Source organism: Jiangella muralis (genome assembly GCF_001270745.1).
Classification (GTDB): domain Bacteria; phylum Actinomycetota; class Actinomycetes; order Jiangellales; family Jiangellaceae; genus Jiangella; species Jiangella muralis.
Genome location: NZ_LFXL01000010.1, coordinates 244,743 through 261,753, shown reverse-complemented (window position 1 = coordinate 261,753; position 17,011 = coordinate 244,743). Strand labels below are relative to the sequence as shown.

At 74.0% G+C, this 17,011-nt stretch carries 14 protein-coding genes; 11 read left to right on the top strand and 3 right to left on the bottom strand.

All coding sequences use genetic code 11. The annotated features are described in order from the left end of the window. The first annotated feature begins 164 nt into the window (after positions 1 to 164). From ACW62_RS19310 to ACW62_RS19260, 11 genes are all read left to right on the top strand, one after another. Positions 165 to 1,322, top strand: a complete 1,158-nt coding sequence (locus ACW62_RS19310; RefSeq protein ID WP_053205732.1) for an inositol-3-phosphate synthase — start codon at positions 165 to 167, stop codon at positions 1,320 to 1,322. After that, positions 1,319 to 2,350: an SCO3242 family prenyltransferase gene (locus tag ACW62_RS19305; RefSeq protein WP_053205914.1), complete on the top strand. Its 1,032-nt coding sequence runs from the start codon at positions 1,319 to 1,321 to the stop codon at positions 2,348 to 2,350. The genes ACW62_RS19310 and ACW62_RS19305 overlap by 4 nt, the downstream gene beginning before the upstream one ends. Beyond that, positions 2,347 to 3,264 (top strand): sugar phosphate isomerase/epimerase family protein, encoded by a 918-nt coding sequence (locus ACW62_RS19300; protein ID WP_083459935.1) that lies wholly within the window; start codon positions 2,347 to 2,349, stop codon positions 3,262 to 3,264. Before ACW62_RS19305 ends, ACW62_RS19300 begins: the two co-directional genes overlap by 4 nt. Next, complete coding sequence (locus ACW62_RS19295; protein WP_053205731.1) at positions 3,261 to 3,926, top strand: EboA domain-containing protein; 666 nt, start codon at positions 3,261 to 3,263, stop codon at positions 3,924 to 3,926. The genes ACW62_RS19300 and ACW62_RS19295 overlap by 4 nt, the downstream gene beginning before the upstream one ends. A 3-nt stretch (positions 3,927 to 3,929) precedes the next feature. Continuing rightward, positions 3,930 to 4,868, top strand: a complete 939-nt coding sequence (locus tag ACW62_RS19290; protein WP_053205730.1) for a TatD family hydrolase — start codon at positions 3,930 to 3,932, stop codon at positions 4,866 to 4,868. Further along, positions 4,868 to 6,043: a metabolite traffic protein EboE gene (gene eboE, locus ACW62_RS19285; protein ID WP_053205729.1), complete on the top strand. Its 1,176-nt coding sequence runs from the start codon at positions 4,868 to 4,870 to the stop codon at positions 6,041 to 6,043. The genes ACW62_RS19290 and eboE overlap by 1 nt, the downstream gene beginning before the upstream one ends. Then, entirely contained in the window at positions 6,040 to 7,425 is a 1,386-nt protein-coding gene (locus ACW62_RS19280) for an alkaline phosphatase family protein (protein WP_053205728.1), read from the top strand. The genes eboE and ACW62_RS19280 overlap by 4 nt, the downstream gene beginning before the upstream one ends. 21 nt (positions 7,426 to 7,446) lie before the next feature. After that, positions 7,447 to 8,454, top strand: a complete 1,008-nt coding sequence (locus ACW62_RS19275) for a sugar phosphate isomerase/epimerase family protein (protein ID WP_053205727.1) — start codon at positions 7,447 to 7,449, stop codon at positions 8,452 to 8,454. A 35-nt stretch (positions 8,455 to 8,489) separates the two neighbouring features. Then, entirely contained in the window at positions 8,490 to 9,446 is a 957-nt protein-coding gene (locus tag ACW62_RS19270) for a sugar phosphate isomerase/epimerase family protein (protein ID WP_053205726.1), read from the top strand. Positions 9,447 to 9,591: 145 nt separating this feature from the next. Next, complete coding sequence (locus tag ACW62_RS19265; protein WP_083459970.1) at positions 9,592 to 10,662, top strand: sigma-70 family RNA polymerase sigma factor; 1,071 nt, start codon at positions 9,592 to 9,594, stop codon at positions 10,660 to 10,662. A gap of 15 nt (positions 10,663 to 10,677) precedes the next feature. Next, the gene (locus ACW62_RS19260; protein WP_157574850.1) at positions 10,678 to 11,154 is read left to right on the top strand and encodes a hypothetical protein; all 477 of its coding nucleotides are present in this window, start codon (positions 10,678 to 10,680) and stop codon (positions 11,152 to 11,154) included. A 1-nt stretch (position 11,155) separates the two neighbouring features. Here ACW62_RS19260 and ACW62_RS19255 read toward each other — a convergent pair whose 3' ends face one another. The 3 genes from ACW62_RS19255 to ACW62_RS19245 all read right to left on the bottom strand — a co-directional run bounded on the left by ACW62_RS19255 (position 11,156) and on the right by ACW62_RS19245 (position 16,982). Further along, a complete protein-coding gene (locus tag ACW62_RS19255; protein ID WP_053205723.1) occupies positions 11,156 to 11,344 on the bottom strand; it encodes a VapC50 family PIN domain-containing toxin in 189 nt (62 codons plus the stop codon). Positions 11,345 to 11,709: 365 nt separating this feature from the next. Beyond that, a complete protein-coding gene (locus ACW62_RS19250) occupies positions 11,710 to 12,042 on the bottom strand; it encodes a helix-turn-helix domain-containing protein (protein WP_083459934.1) in 333 nt (110 codons plus the stop codon). Positions 12,043 to 12,140: 98 nt separating this feature from the next. Further along, positions 12,141 to 16,982: a S8 family serine peptidase gene (locus tag ACW62_RS19245; protein WP_053205721.1), complete on the bottom strand. Its 4,842-nt coding sequence runs from the start codon at positions 16,980 to 16,982 to the stop codon at positions 12,141 to 12,143. Positions 16,983 to 17,011: the final 29 nt, after the last annotated feature.

Sequence of the window (17,011 nt, the reverse complement as noted above, 5' to 3'; positions counted from 1 at the left end):
CGCGACCAGGGCACCTCGGCCCTGCCCCGGATCGCCGGGCCGGGCTCTCATGGGCGACGGGGAGCCGGCGTCAGCCGGTTCCCGGCCCCGGTGCCGGAGCGACGCGCTCCGCGCCGGCACCGGGGCGCCACCTTCGCGGCGGGATCGTCCGAGGGAGGCCGGGCATGAGCGGGGTCGGCATCTGGTTCGTCGGCGCCCGCGGCTCCGTGGCGACGACGACGACCGTCGGGCTGCTGGCGATCCGGTCCCGGCTGGCCGGACACACGGGCATGGTGTCGGAGCTGCCGGAGGTCGCGGCGGCCGGACTGCCGGCGCTGGACGGCATCGTCGTCGGCGGCCACGAGGTCGCCGAGGGCACGCTGGGCAAGCGGGCCGAGGAGCTGAGCGCGGGCGGAGTGTTCCCGCCCGCGCTGGCCACCGTCCTGGCCGGTGACCTCGCCGCGGCCGACGAGCGGATCCGGCCCGGCGTCGTCGCCGGGCAGGGCACGCAGCGCGCGGCGGCGGAGCGGGTCGAGGCCGAGCTGCGCGCGTTCCGTGACGAGCACGGCCTGGACCGCGTGGTCGTCGTCGACGTCTCCAGCACCGAGCCGCCGGTCGACGGCGACGTCCCCGCGCTGGCGACGGCCGCCGCGCTGGAGGCGGCGCTGGACGCGGGCGAGGCGCCGCTGCCGGGCAGCTCGCTGTACGCGTACGCGGCGTTCCGGGCCGGCTGCGCGTACGTCGCGTTCACCCCGAGCCCGGGGCCGCGGGTCCCGGCGCTGGAGGAGCTGGCCCTGGACCGCGGCGTCCCGTGGGCCGGCTCGGACGCCAAGACCGGCGAGACACTGGTCAAGACAGTGCTCGGGCCGATGTTCGCGATGCGCGCGCTGAGGGTGCGGTCGTGGTCGTCGGTCAACCTGCTGGGCGGCGGCGACGGCCAGACGCTGGCCGATCCGACCAACGCGGCCAGCAAGATCGCCACCAAGGCCAACGGCCTGGAGTCGATCCTCGGCCACCCGGTCGACGGGCCGCTGCACATCGACTACGTGCCCGACCTCGGCGACTGGAAGACCGCCTGGGACCTGGTGTCGTTCGAGGGCTTCCTCGGCACCCGGATGTCCATGCAGTTCACCTGGTCCGGCTGCGACTCGTCGCTCGCCGCGCCGCTGGTGCTGGACCTCGTCCGGCTGGTCGCGCGGGCGCACGAGCTGGGCGAGTCCGGGCCGATGCCGCAGCTCGGGTTCTTCTTCAAGGATCCGGCCGCCAGCGACGTGCACGCGCTGAGCACCCAGTGGGACGCGCTGGCGTCGTGGTGCGACCGGGCCGGCCGGGGCACGACATGAGGCTGCGCGACGTCGCCGAACTGGTGCGGGCGCCCGCGGCGCTGACCGTGCCGGGCGACTCGCTGGCCGGCGCGGCCGCGGCCGGGTTCCCGTACGGGGCCCGGACCGCGGTCACGCCGCTGGCCTCGGCCTGCCTGTACTGGGCCGGCATGGCCCTGAACGACTACGCCGACCGCGACCTCGACCGCGTCGAGCGGCCGGAGCGGCCGATCCCGTCCGGACGGGTGACGCCGGGTGAGGCGCTGGGCATCGCCACCGGGCTCACCGTCGCCGGCCTCGGGCTGGCGGCGGCGGCCGGCGGACGGCGGGCGCTGCGGGTCGCGGTCCCGCTGGCCGCGGCCGTGTGGACGTACGACCTGGTCGCCAAGGCGACGCCGGCCGGCCCGCTCGCGATGGGCGCGGCCCGCGGACTGGACGTGCTGCTGGGCGCGGGCGGACGGGAGCGGGCGGCGGCGCTGCCCGCTCTCGCCGTCGCCACGCACACCGTCGGCGTGACGGTGCTCAGCCGCGGCGAGGTGCACGGCGCCTCGCCATCCTCGGCCCGGGTCGCCCTCGGCGCGACGGTGGCCGCGTCGATGGCGGCCGCCGTGCCGCTGCCGCTCCGGTCTGTGGCCTCGCCGGGCGCGGCCGGTTCGCGGGGCGCCGCCGGAGACCGCTCTCGTCGCTGGAGGTCTGCCGTCGGATACGACGGCAGAGCCCCATCGCGCGATGGAGGTCTGCCGTCGTATCCGACCGCAGACCTCCAGCGCGGTGGACACCCTCTCCGGCCTGGGGCTTCGCCGGCCAACGGGCTGGCGGCGGCCGGGTTCGCGGGGCTGTATGCGGCGACCGTCGGGAAGGCGCAGCTGGATGCGGCCCGGACGCCGGACGCGGCGACCGTGCGGTCGGCGACCGGAGCCGGCGTGCGCGGCGTGATCCCGTTGCAGTCGGCGCTGCTGGCGAAGGCGGGCGCGGTGGCGCTGGCCGCGGCGGTCGTCGGCATCGGGCCGGCCGTGCGGGCGCTGTCGAAGGTGGTGTCGCCGACATGAGCCTCCGGTTCGGATACGGGACGAACGGGTTCGGCAGCCACCGGCTGGACGACGCGCTCGGCGTCATCGCCGGCCTCGGCTACGACGGCGTCGCCCTCACCGTCGACCACCCGCACCTGGATCCGTTCGGGCCGGACCTGTCCGCGCGCACCGTCGCGGTCGGGCGGCGGCTGGACGAGCTGGGCCTCGCCGTCGTCATCGAGACCGGCGCGCGGTACGTGCTGGACCCGTGGCGCAAGCACGAGCCGAACCTGGTCTCGGACAGCGGGCGGGAGCGGCGGGTCGACCTGCTGTGCCGGGCGGTCCGGATCGGCGCCGAACTGGGCGCCGAGGCGGTGTCGTTCTGGTCCGGCACGCTGCCCGACGGGGTGAGCACCGACGAGGGCTGGCGGCGGGTCACGTCCGGCGTCGCGGCGGTCCTGGAGGAGGCGGAGCGACGCGACCTGGAATGCGCGTTCGAGCCGGAGCCCGGGATGTTCATCGACACCGTCGGCGGCGTGCTCGAGCTGCGCAAACGGCTCGGCGACCCGGAGCGGCTGCGGGTCACGCTCGACATCGGGCACGTCGTCGCGAACGAGGCGGGCACCGTCGCCGACTGCGTCCGCCAGGCCGGCAGCCTGCTGGCGAACGTGCAGCTCGACGACATGGTCGAGGGCGTGCACGAGCACCTGGAGTTCGGCGAGGGCGAGGTCGACCTGCCGGCGGCGCTGGGCGCGCTGCTGGAGGTGGGCTACGGCGGGCTGGCCGCCGTCGAACTGCCGCGGCACGGGCACGCCGCGCCCGTCGTCGCGCGCCGTTCGCTGGAGGCGCTGCAAGCTGCCGAGGCGCAGGCCCTGGCCGCCATGGGACACGGGGGCGAGCGGGGGAGGGCCGGCGCATTGCGACAGCCCGACGAAGAGGAAGGACTGCCATGAGCGCGACGATCGATCGGACCACCCCGCACCTGGACGAGGCCGCTCGGGGGCGGCTGGCCGAGCTGCTGGCGGAGGTCGAGCTCGACCCCCGGCGGGTCGCGGTGCTGTTCCCGGCGGTCGGACGGCGGGTCGCCCGCGGCCCGTCCAACCCGTCCGACCCCGACGGCCTGCGCAGTCCGCGGCTGGAGGACGAGGCCCGCGCGGCGCTGCTGGTGGCCGCGGCCGCCCGGCTGGAGCGGGCCGCGCTGGTGGAGGAGGTCGGCCAGCTGTACCGGTACGGCGACGCCGAGGAGAAACGGGCGGTGCTGCGGGCGCTGGCGGTGCTGGACCTCGGCGACGCCGGGCTGCCGCTGGTGGCCGACGCGCTGCGCACCAACGACATGCGGCTGGTCGCGGCCGCGCTGGGGCCGTACGCCGCGGCCCACCTGGACGCCGCCGCCTGGCGTCAGGGCGTGCTCAAGTGCCTGTTCGTCGGCGTGCCGCTGGACGCCGTCGCCGACCTCGACGCGCGCACCGACGAAGAGCTGGCCCGCATGGTGGCCGACTACGGCAACGAGCGCGTCGCCGCCGGGCGGTCGGTGCCCAGCGACGCCTGGCGCATCCTCGGCCGCCACCCGGAGGCCGTCGCCGGCCGGTTCCCCGTCCCCGCCGAGGAGGCCTGATCGATGCGCATCTTCGACCCCCACATCCACATGACCTCGCGCACCACCGACGACTACCAGCGCATGTACGCCGCCGGGGTCCGTGCCATCACCGAGCCGGCGTTCTGGCTCGGCCAGCCGCGCACGAACGTCGGCTCGTTCGTCGACTACTTCGACGCGCTGGTCGGCTGGGAGCGGTTCCGGGCCGCGCAGTTCGGCATCCGGCACCACTGCACGATCGCGCTGAACCCGAAGGAGGCCAACGATCCGCGCTGCCACGGCGTCCTGGAGGTGCTGCCGCGCTACCTCGCCAAGGACGGCGTCGTCGCGGTCGGCGAGCTGGGTTTCGACTCGATGACCGACGACGAGGAGAAGGTGTTCGTCCGGCAGCTCGAGCTGGCCGGCGAGCACGACCTGCCGGTGCTGGTGCACACGCCGCACCGGGACAAGGCGGCCGGCACCCGGCGGACGCTGGAACTGGTCGCGGCCAGCGGGCTGGCGCCGGAACGCGTCCTCGTCGACCACCTCAACGAGACCACCGTCGGCATGGTCGCCGACTCGGGCTGCTGGATGGGGTTCTCGATCTACCCGGACACCAAGATGGACGAGCACCGCATGGTGCGCATCCTCGCCGACCGCGGGCTGGATCGGATGATCGTCAACTCCGCCGCCGACTGGGGCCACAGCGACCCGCTGAAGACGGTGAAGACGGGCCGGGCGATGCTCGCCGAGGAGTTCGGCGCCGATGACGTCGACAAGGTCCTCTGGCAGAACCCGGTCGAGTTCTACGGGCAGAGCGGCCGGCTGCTGCTGGACGAGGTCGACCTCGCCGGGACGGGCGGGCGGACGGCGACGTTCGAGGGCAATTCCATCGTGCGCGGCCAGCGACCCGACCCCGCGGAGTCGAGTGCAGATTCCGCGGTGGCCCGGCCCGACCTGACGGCCGACCAACCGGAGGCGTGATGCGGTTCCGGCACCGCGACGGCACCGTCGTCCACCTCGCGTACTGCACGAACGTCCACCCGACCGAGGACGTCGAGGCGCTGCTGGACCAGGTGACGCGCTACGGCGCCGGCGCGCGGGCCCGGCTCGGGGTGTCCCGGCTGGGCCTCGGCCTGTGGCTGCCGGCCCCGGTCGTGGCCCGGCTGGCCTCCGACGCCGGCCGGCGCGACCTGGACCGGCTGCGCGCGACGCTGGCCGCGGGCGGGCTGGAGGTGGTGACGCTCAACGCCTTCCCGTACCAGGGCTTCCACGACCCGCGGGTCAAGCTGGGCGTCTACCACCCGGACTGGCTGACGTCGCAGCGGCTGGCGTACACGCTGGACTGCGCCCGGGTGCTGGCCGCGTTGCTGCCCGACGACGCCGTCCGCGGCAGCGTGTCCAGCCTGCCGCTGGCCTGGCGCACCCCCTGGGACGACGCCCGGCGTGGGCTGGCCGCCGAGCGGCTGGGCCAGCTCGCCGACGGCCTGGCGAAGGTCGAGGCGGACACCGGGCGGACGGTCCGGGTCGGGCTGGAGCCGGAGCCCGGCTGCGTCGTCGAGACCGTCGACGAAGCGGCCGCCCAGCTCGGCGGCGTCGACACCGACCGCATCGGGATCTGCCTGGACGCCTGCCACCTGGCGACCCAGTTCGAGGAGCCGTCCGACGCCCTGGCCACGCTCGCGGCCGCCGGGCTGCCCGTCGTCAAGACGCAGGCGTCGGCCGCGCTGGAAGTGGCCGACCCGGGCGACCCGGCCTCCCGCAAGGCGCTCGCGGCCTACGCCGAGGACCGGTTCCTGCACCAGACGCGGGTGCGCACCCGCGGCCAGGTGGTCGGCGCCGACGACCTGCCCGTCGCGCTGTCGTCGGCGGCGTTCCCCGGCGACGGCCCGTGGCGGGTGCACTTCCACGTGCCCGTGCACGAACAGCCCGAGCCGCCGCTGGCCGCCACCCAGGAGCACCTGGCGGCGACGCTGCGCGGGCTGTTCGGCGGGTCGCGGGCGGTGACCGACCACGTGGAGGTCGAGACGTACACCTGGTCGGTGCTGCCCGAGGGGCGCCGGCCGGACGGCCCGGACGGGCTGGTGGCGGGGCTCGCGGCGGAACTGCGCTGGGTCGCGGACCGGATGGTGGAGATCGGTATGGAGGAGATTTCGTGACCAACAAGCTATTGGTACTCGACGTCGTGGGCCTGACGCCGCGGCTGCTGGAGCACACCCCGAACCTGCGGGCGATCGCCGGCGACGGCTGGCAGGCGGCGCTGGGCACGGTGCTGCCCGCGGTGACCTGCTCGGTCCAGTCGACGTTCCTCACCGGCGCGATGCCGCGCGACCACGGCGTCGTCGGGAACGGCTGGTACTTCCGCGACCTCGGCGAGATCTTCCTGTGGCGCCAGCACAACCGGCTCGTGCAGGGCGAGAAGGTGTGGGACCTCGCCCGGCAGGCACGCCCCGGGTACACCGTCGCGAACGTGTGCTGGTGGTACGCGATGGGCGCCGACACCGACTGGACGGTGACGCCGCGGCCGATCTACCACGCCGACGGCCGCAAGTCGCCGGACTGCTACACCCGGCCGCCGGCGCTGCACGACGAGCTGACCCGGTCGCTGGGGGAGTTCCCGCTGTTCAACTACTGGGGCCCGACGGCGTCGATCAAGTCCAGCGAGTGGATCGTGCAGGCCACCCGGCGGTTGATGCCACAGGCCGACCTCACCCTCGCCTATGTCCCGCACCTCGACTACGACCTGCAGCGGTTCGGGCCGCACAGCCCGCAGGCCGTCGCCGCCGCCCGCGACGTCGACCGCGTCCTGGCGCCGCTGCTCACCGAAGCCCGCGACCAGGGCGTCACCGTCGTCGCCCTGAGCGAGTACGGCATCGGCCCGGCCAGCCGCCCGGTGCACGTCAACCGGGCGCTGCGGCAGGCCGGGCTGCTCGACGTCTACACGCAGGCCGGCATGGAGTACCTGGACCCGTGGGCGTCGCGGGCGTTCGCCGTCGCCGACCACCAGGTGGCGCACGTCTACGTGAAGGACCCCGGCGACCTCGAGGCCGTCCGCGAGCTCTACCAGGGCCTGCCGGGCGTCGACCTCGTCCTGGACAAGGCGGCGCAGCGTGAGTTCGGCCTGGACCACGAGCGCTCCGGCGAGTTGGTGCTGGTCGCCGATCTCGGCGCCTGGTTCACCTACTACTACTGGCTGCACGACGACCGTGCGCCCGACTTCGCCCGCGGCGTCGAGATCCACCGCAAGCCCGGCTACGACCCGGCCGAGTTGTTCCTCGACCCCGCCGACCCGCGGGTCAAGCTGCGGGCGGGCGCGAACCTGGCGAAGAAGAAGCTGGGGCTGCGCTACGCGATGAACGTCGTGCCGCTGGACGGGCAGTGGGTCCGCGGCACGCACGGCCGGCTGCCCGACGACCCCGCCGACGGGCCCGTGCTGCTGTGCAGCGACCCGTCGACGGCCCGCGACCAGCTGGCCGCCACCGACGTCCGCGACCTGATGCTCGAGCTCGCCGGGATCAGCACGCCGGCACGGAACCTCTGACAGAGCGCGAAGGAGACGCACATGGCACGACCGATCACCCTCTTCACCGGGCAGTGGGCCGACCTGCCGTTCGAGGAGGTCGCCCGGCTGGCCGGCGAATGGGGCTACGACGGCCTCGAGATCGCCTGCTGGGGCGACCACCTGGACGTGTGGCGCGCCGCCGAGGACGACGCCTACGTGAAGTCGCGGCACGACATCCTGGAGAAGAACGGCCTGAAGGTGTGGGCGATCTCCAACCACCTCAAGGGCCAGGCCGTCTGCGACGACCCGATCGACCAGCGGCACCGGGCGATCCTGCCGGACCGCATCTGGGGCGACGGCGAGCCCGAGGGCGTGCGCCAGCGGGCCGCCGAGGAGATGAAGGTGACGGCGCGCGCGGCCGCCCGGCTCGGCGTGAACACCGTCATCGGCTTCACCGGCTCGGCGATCTGGAAGTACGTCGCGATGTTCCCGCCGGCCTCGGACGACATGATCGCGGCCGGCTACCGCGACTTCGCCGATCGCTGGAACCCGATCCTCGACGTGTACGACGAGGTCGGCGTGCGGTTCGCGCACGAGGTGCACCCGTCCGAGATCGCCTACGACTACTGGACGACGGTGCAGACGCTGGAGGCGATCGGGCACCGCGAGGCGTTCGGCCTCAACTGGGACCCCAGCCACATGGTCTGGCAGGACCTCGACCCCGTCGCGTTCCTGTGGGACTTCCGCGACCGCATCTACCACGTCGACTGCAAGGACACGAAGAAGCAGCTCGGCAACGGCCGCAACGGCCGGCTCAGCTCGCACCTGCCGTGGGCCGACCCGCGGCGCGGCTGGGACTTCGTCTCCACCGGCCACGGCGACGTGCCGTGGGAGCAGTCGTTCCGCATGCTCAACGCGATCGGCTACGACGGCCCCATCTCGGTGGAGTGGGAGGACGCCGGCATGGACCGGCTGCGCGGCGCCCCCGAGGCCCTGGAGTTCGTCCGGTCGAACCTGTTCGACGCGCCCACCGCGGCCTTCGACGCCGCGTTCAGCTCTACCGACTAGACCTCCGCAGCACCACCCCCCGAAAGGAGCACACGATGTGTTACGGATACGACGGCGACCGTGCCCTGGACGCGTCGCTGGCCCGCCGCGGGCTGGGCCGGCGCTCGTTCCTGCTGGGCGCGGCCGCGGCTGCCGGCGGCGTGCTGGCCGGCGCCGGCGCCGCCCTGCCCGCGTCGGCCGGCGCGAAACCGACCGGCCGCAAGATCGTCCCGCGCGGCGCCATCAGCATCCAGCTGTGGACGGTGCGCGACGCGCTGGCACCCGGCGCGCTCTACGACGCGACGCTGCGCTCGATCGCCGACTACGGCTACACGAAGGTCGAACAGGCGCTCGGGTACTTCGGCCGCACCGCCGCCCAGCTGCGTGACTTCTACGACGAGATCGGCATCTCCTGCTCGTCCAGCCACGACGGCATCAGCGGCGACCGCGCGTCGCTGGAGGCGAAGCTGGAGAACGCCGCCACGCTGGGCCAGCGCTTCATCGTCGTGCCCTACCTGGCCTCGGAGAGCCTGTCCGACTGGCAGCTGTGGGCCGAGCAGATGAACGAGGAGGCGGCGCTGGCCCGCCGGTACGGGCTGCGCTACGGCTACCACAACCATGCGCACGAGTTCACCACCGACCTCGGCGGCGGCGTCACCCCGTGGGAGGTGCTGACGTCGGAGCTGGACCCGAAGCTCGTCCACCTCGAGGTCGATCTCTACTGGGCGGTGACCGGCGGCATCAACACAGGCGTCCCGGTGTCGCGGGCGGAGCAGTTCGCCATCGACGTCATCGACGCCGCACCGCAGCGGACGCTGCAGTACCACGTCAAGGACCGGCATCTCGACGGCGGCGACATGGCTGACCTGGGCACCGGGCACATCGACTTCGCGACGATCTTCCGCGCGCACCGCGTGCTGGAGTACATCGTCGAGAACGACACCCCGGACGTCACCCCGCTGCAGACGGCGCAGGTCGGCTACCAGTACCTCACCGAGCTGCGGATGCGCTGATACCCGTACGTTCCGGACAGGGCGGCGGTCCGCTTCGGCGGGCCGCCGCCCTGGTCCGTCCGGATGTCGATGATCTTCGATTCGGCCAGAAGGGTAGCTGCGGGGCACCTCGGCGGGGCACACTTGGGGGACCGAGGTGGTGCCGGTGATCCGATCTAGGGCGGAGGGTCGCGCGCTGCCGTCCCAGCGTGGGCGGCCGGACGGTGATCTTTCCGAGGTCAGCAGCAGGGGCGACGCTGCGCCCACGAGTGTCGTCGACGACGACGAGCCGGCGGCCGCGCCGGCGCCGCGGTTGTCCGATCCCGGGCCCGGCACCGGTACCGACCTCACCCGCCGCTACCTGCGCGAGATCGGCCGCATCCCGCTGCTCAAGGGGCCCGAGGAGGTGCGGCTGGCCCGCGCCATCGAGGCCGGGCTGCTGGCCGGCGAGCGGCTGGCCGCCGCCGACGCGGGCCCCGACGAGGACGCGCTGGCCGAGGTGGTCCGGCTCGGCCAGCGGGCCAAGGCCAGCCTCATCGAGGCCAACCTGCGCCTCGTCGTCTCCATCGCGCGCCGCTACACCCGGCGCGGGCTGCCGATGCTCGACCTCATCCAGGAGGGCAACGTCGGCCTCATCCGCGCCGTCGAGCGGTTCGACCACGCGCGCGGGTTCAAGTTCTCCACCTACGCCACGTGGTGGATCCGGCAGGCCATAAGCCGGGCGCTGGCCGAGCAGGGCCGCACCATCAGGCTGCCGGTGCACGTGGTCGACGAGCTCAACCGCGTGCTGCGGGTGCTGCGCACGCTGGCGCAGCGGGAGGCCCGCGACCCCACCGTCGAGGAGCTGGCCGACGCCACCTCGCTGCCCGCCGACCGCGTCGTCGAGCTGCTCTCCTACTCCGAAGAGCCGGTCAGCCTGCAACTGCCGGTCGGCGAGTCGTCGGAGAACACGTTCGGCGATTTCGTCGAGGACACCGAGGCGCTGTCGCCCGAGGAACTGGTCGCGCAGATACTCCTACGTGACCAGGTCGAGCAGGTGCTCGACGGCCTCAGCGAGCGCGAGCGGGCGGTCGTCCGGCTCCGCTACGGCCTGCACGACGGCCGCACCCGCACACTGGAGGAGGTCGGCCGCGAGTTCGGCGTCACCCGTGAGCGGGTCCGGCAGATCGAGCACCGCACGCTGACGAAGCTGCGGCGCAACGAGTGGGCCAGTGAGCTGCGCGACTACCTCGGCTGACTAGTGTTGGGTGGCATGAGGCTGCGCCGCTCGGCTCCCGCTGTCGTCGACGGGCTCGCGCCGGGGGAGCGGGTGCTCGCGTCCGGCACCGGCCCCGACGGCGACGTCGCCGCCACCACCCACCGGCTGCGGCTGCGCGACACCTCGGTCGCCTGGTCGGCCGTCGAAACCGCCTCCTGGGACGGCGACGCCGAGCTGCTGGTCGTCACCGAGGTGCCCGACGCCCGCGGCCGCCGGCTCCGGCACCGGGTGGCGCTCGAGTCGCCGCGCCCCCTCGTCGACGTCGTCCGCGAGCAGGTCACCCAGAGCGTCGTCATCAGCCGCCACATCGCCGTCGACGGACGCCGCGGTGTGCGCGTCACCGGCCGGCGCACCCCGGCCGACGACCTCGTCTGGACCGCGGCGCTCGACTCGGGCATCGACCTGCGCGACCCCGAGACGAAGGCCCGGGTCGACGCCGCCGTCGCGCTGGTCCGCAACGAGGTCGAGTAGCTCAGCCGCTCGGCGCGCCGTCCGGGCTGCGCAGCTGAGCGACGGACCGGATCAGGCCCGCACGCTCCAACTGCTTCATGATGTCGTCGATGGTGTCCGGGGGATTCGATCGAGAATCGGCGATCTGCTGCAGACAGGCCCATACCTCGCGGTCGTCGATCCCGATCTGGTCCAGCATGAACTCGAACATCCAGACACATGGCTGGCGGTTTGCTGGGCCCAGGGCGCCAGTATTCCGCCGACCATCGATGGCAGCGCACGGCGAGGACGGAGATCCTCCCCGCTCCACCACGAAGTCCGATAACCACGCGGGCTCGGCCGCCAACCCCACTGAACATCACGGTCCGCTGACCACCTCCGGCCGCTCGCAGCGCTCAGCCACCGACCCCGCTGCAAGTCATTGTCTGCTGGCCGCCACCCGGTCCCGCTTCCCGATTACCGTCGCCGCGTCGCACCGTGGTAGGTAGACCCCTCCCGGCCCGGGTGGGGCCCACCCTACGGGCGGGCACCGACAACCACGCCGCGCCGCGAACCCCGCCCGATGCCGGTCCATGATCATCGGCGATCGCTGGCGGTGGGACACCAGCGATCGCCGATGATCATGGAACGTGTCGGGGGGCCGGCGACGTGGCCCAGGTCGCCGCAGCGTGGACAGCTCGTCGCGGCATTCCGCTGCCGGGCGACCGAGGCGCGCTGGTAGTCGAGGAGGTCATCCAGCCGGACGCGCCGGTGGCGGCCGACCTTCTCGAACGCGATGTCACCGCGCTCCAGCAGCCCCACGAGGTAGGGGCGCGAGACGTTCAGCAGGTCGGCGGCCTGCTGAGTGGTGAGCATGGTGTGCATCGGCATAACCGATACGCCCTTGCCCTCAGCCATGTAGGTGAGCATGCTCGCGAACAGTGCGGACCACCGCCGCGGTCGCGCTGGTCCGCAACGAGGTGGAGTGAACCGGCCGGGCCGCCTGCGGTGCGGCCCGGCCGGCCCGGTCAGCGCGGCCCGGCGGCGTCGGCCCGGTCGGTGAGGCGGTAGGCGTTGCGGATGGTCTGCTCCACCCGGTTGCCCGCCTCGTCCCACGCCTCCACCCGCAGGCTGACCACGTCCGACGCGCGGCGGTTGCGCGGGCGGTGCAGGGCCGTCGCCTCGAACTCGCCGTCGCCGCGGGGACGGACGCGGGCCTCGGTCCACTCAGCGCCCTCGTCATAGCTGACCCACAGGCGCAGGCCCTCCACCTCCGGGTGCGGCCGCTGCGACGGCTGGCGGTCCGTCGTCACCGTGATCCGCTGCGGCCCCGGTGCGTCCACCCGGTTCGTCAGGTCCAGCCCGAGGTCGTAGCGGAGGAAGATCAGCGGCTCCGGCCGGCACGGCGTGCCCAGCGGCGGCCGCTTCAGCAGCCGGGTCATCCACTCGGAGTCGCAGACGTACGGGTCGGCCAGCAGGTCCTCGTCGGCCGTGCCGGAGCGGAACTCCCACGCGGTCTCCGTCGGGCCGAACCGGTGGGTCAGCCGGTAGTCGGCCGGCTCCGGCGGCAGCTGGTACGCGAGCAGCGTCCGGCCGACCGGGTCCGGCCCGCCCGCGACCTCCACGCCGTCGCGGTAGAGGTGCGTGTTGCGGTCGTTGCCCAGCGGCCCGAACTGGCCGATGCTGTCCCAGCCGATCTGGTCCGTGTCAGCCGACGTGGTGTAGCGCAGGTGCGGGTAGAACACGTCGCCCTCCCGGCAGCCGGTGCACGGCGCCAGCTCGGGCGGCGCGTGGCCGTGCGTCTGGTAGCCGATCGGCGCGGTCCCGGCCAGCGGCGGTACCGGCGCCGGCACCGGCGGTGAGTCGTTCCATTCCATCGTGGTGCGGGTGGGCTGGTCGAGGACGTCGTAGCGCACCTGCCGCCCGGCCGGCGAACTGAAGTCCTGCACCTCGTGACGGACGACGGTGTCGGGGTCCAGCGGCCAGGAGAACTCGGTCACCTCCAAGGGCGCGGTCGTGGCGAACGGCGGCAGCGCCTTGGTGCCGGTGGTGCGCGGCCCGGCCGCCGAGTCGGTGGCCCGCCACGACGCCATCGTCACCCCGATGCTCGTCGTGGCACCGGCGTGGATCCGGTGGTCGATCGTGACCAGCTCGTCCTCGGCGACGGTGAAGTGCAGCGAGTCCGGGATCGAGCCGTCAAGCGCCGGGCGCAGCTGGTAGTAGTACGGCGTGACGGGCGTGCCGTCGACGGTGATGCGCAGGTCGTCGCCGGCCAGCTCGCGCAGGGCGGCGCCCTGGTCGAACGGCACGTAGACGAGCGGCACGCGGGTGATCGCGTCGTCGAACTGGGTCACCTCGGTCGAGCTCTGCAGCGGCGCCACCTCGCACCACACGCTGCCATGCAGGTCCGAGGTCGGGCTGTCGAAGAACACGTGCTCCTCGTTCGGCGACAGCACGATGCCGGCGGCACCGGCCGCCACCACGGTGTCCATGGCGTCGACGGTGGGCCAGCAGTGCTTCGGCTGGCCGTCGAACTCCTCCGGGTCGGACCGCAGCAGCACCAGCGCGCCGCGCAGGTCCAGCCCGGCCAGCTCGTCCGGCGTGCCGAAACCGGCGTCCACGACCTTCAGATCCTGGCGGCCGGAGAACATCGCCGGCTTGGTCCGGCCGACGTAGTAGGCGACGGCGCCGGCGCCCGCAGCGCCTTCGGCGTCGCGGCCGACGGCGGTGACGGCGACCGCGGACCGCCCGTCGGTCACCGGGGCCGTCGCCGAGCAGGTCGTCTCCTCGCCCGGCGCCAGCTGCTGCCGCAGGCAGGTCAGCGGGCCCAGGTCGCTGTCCGTGACCACCTCGGTCAGCGTCGTGGTCCCGGTGTTGCGGACGGTCGCCGCGATGCTCACGTCGGTCCCGGTCTCCAGTTCCGGGCCCGGCGACCTCACCGCGGCCTGCCCGGACGCGGTGGTCGCGACGATCGAGACGGCCGTCCCGGACGGCGGCGGGGTGCTCGGGTCCGCCGCGCCGGTGTAGTGGGCCACGGCGACGCCGGCCAGCGGCACCGGCCTGCCGACCGCATCGGCAGTGGCCCCGGTGACGATGACGGGCACCGCCTGCGGCCCGGCCACGGCCGTCGTGCGCAGGCCGCAGGTGGTCGACTGGCCGGAGCCGAGCGTGTCCGTCGCGCAGACGCCGGCGCCCAGCGGCGTGCGTGCTCCCAGCCCGGTCCAGGTGGACGCGCCGGCCGGGTTCGTCACCCGCACCGACAGCTCGATCGGTGCACCGGTCGCCACGACGGGCCCGGGTGCGGCCGCGGCCGGGACGCCGTCGACCGCCGGCTCGCTGACGGTGAAGCCGGGCGGCCCGACGGTCGCGAACGGCGAGCCCCACTCCGGATACTCCGGTCGCAGCACGAGGTCGCCGTGCCCCTCGGCCCGCATGGACAGGTCCGGCGCGACCAGCGTGTTCTCGATGACCATCCGGAACTCGCCGGTCTCCACCTCGTCGGTCGGCGTCAGCCAGTAGTCGACCCGGCCGTTCGTCGTTGTCGGGTTCTCCGCGTACGTCACGAACCCGCCGCCGGTCGCCACGTGCTCGGGCACCCAGCGCTGCATCACCACCCGGCGCTGGTAGCCCTCGGCCGGCAGCGGGGTGTCGAACGTGACCTTCTCCGCGTCGGCGGCGTCCAGCACGATCTCGGCGTCGCCGGTGATCTCCACCTCGGCGTCGACGAGGTTGGCCCGGTTCGTGCCGCCGGTCTCGGCGTCGTACCACTGCACGGGGTTGGTGAACGCGATGTAGGTGCCGGTCGGCACCTCGAACTCCACACCGGCCGCCCACTGGTCCGGGGTCCGGACGTCGACACCGCTGCCGCGCGTGACCCAGCCGGCCCGGGTCGACGCGGCGGCCTCGCCGGCGATCGGCGCGAACGTGACGTTGCTGGGGTGCCACCCGTCCGGATCGCCGGAGTGCAGCTGGCGGACGGTGATCGTGTGCAGCTGCGCTCCGATGGTGGCCCCGAGCGGAGTGGTGAGCTGGACGCCGTCCGCGGTGGCGACGACGCCGCCGGTGTACGCGCCGGCCTCGACGGCGTTCTGGTCGAATGTGACGACGACCTGGGCCGATCCGCCGGCGGGCAGCTCGACGGTGTCGCGGTCCAGCCGTACCGTGCCGTCCGGCACGTCGGCACCGCCGCCCTCCCGCGCGGTCACCGTCAGGTCCAGCGTCACCGGCTGGTCGGTGGGGTTGGTGTAGGTCAGCGTCCGGGTTCGAGGTTCGCCCTCCGTCGGCAGCCGCAGGAAGCCGAAGTCGGCGGTCGCGGGGCTCACCTGGACCTGCTGGCCGATCGCCCGCGCGACGTCCAGGCGGCCGGCGCCCTGCTCGTACGCGGTGTAGCCGCCGTCCTCGGCGCCGGCCACCAGCGCCGACTTCAGCTGCGGGCCGGTCCAGTCCGGGTGCTGCTGCGCCAGGATCGCCGCGGCGCCGGCGGTGTGCGGCGTCGCCATCGAGGTGCCGCTGACCCGGGTGTAGCGGTCGTCGATGTGTACCGCGCCGGGCATGCTCGTGCCGGTCGCGCGGGCCGCGCCGATCGACACCCCGGGCGCGGTGATCTCCGGCTTGATCGCATAGTCGCCGCGACGGGGGCCGCGGCTGGAGAACGAGGCGAGCGCGTCCTGCTTGTCGACGGCGCCGACGGTCAGCGCGGTGTTCGCGGTGCCGGGCGTGCTGACGGAGAAGTCGCGGCCGGCGTTGCCCGCGGCGATGACGAACAGCGCGCCGGTCTGCTCCGACAGCGCGTCGACCGCCTGGCTGAGCGGGTCGGTCCCGTCGGACGGGCCGCCGCCGAGGCTCATGCTGACGATGTCGGCGTCCTGCTCGACGGCGGCCCATTCCATGCCGGCGATGACCGACGAGCCGACGCTGCTGCCGGCGTCGGACAGCACCTTGCCGATGACCAGCCCGGCGCCCGGCGCGACGCCGGTGAAGCGGCCACCGGAGGCGGCGCCCGTTCCGGCGACGGTCGAGGCGACGTGGGTGCCGTGCCCGTGGCCGTCGGCGACCTCTTCGCCGGGGATGAAGCTGCGGCCGGCCACGACCTGCCCGGCGACGTCCGGATGCGTCGCGTCGATCCCGGTGTCCAGGACCGCGACGGTGACGCCGGCGCCGTCCAGGCCCGCAGCCCGCGCCTCGTCGGCGCCGATCTGCGGGACGCTCTCATCCAGGCTGACGGAGACCGCGGGGTCCAGCCAGACCCGCTCGATGCCGGCCGCCAGCCGGTTCCGTCCGCCGGTCAGCGACGCCCAGAAGTCGGCGGCAGCGGCACGGTCCACCGTTACCGCGGCGGCGTCGATGCTGTCCAGCGGCGCGCTGGCGTCCGTCGCCGCGAGCGCGGCGGTGCGGCCGGCCAGGCTGCGGGCGTCCTGGGCGCCGGCGTACTCGACGATCAGCGGCAGGTCGGCGCGGTCGGCGTAGCCGTTCTCGGCCAGGTAGGCGACGTCGAACAGCTGCTCGTCGAGCAGGCCGGACTCGAGCAGCCCGAGGACGTCGTCCGGGATGGCGTACAGAGCGTCGCTCTCGCCCTGGTTGGTCACCTGGATGTCGGGGACGGAGCCGTCCGGGCGCGCGGCCGCCTGCGCCTGGACGTCGTAGCCGCCGGGCGCCGTCCGCTCGACCGTCACGCGGTCGCCGGTGACGAGGGTGAGCTCGTAGGTCTGCTGATCCAGGCCGGCGAGCGCGGACGGTGGTCCGGCGGTGCCGGGCGGCGCCGGATCGGCCGCCTCGACGCCCGCCGTCGGCGCTCCGGACAGGACCAGGGCGGTGCAGGTCAGGCCGATGACCGAAGCCAGGGCCGCGGTCGCGCGTCGCAGTCTTCCCATCGTCACTCCTCGTGTCGGTGGTGCGCCGG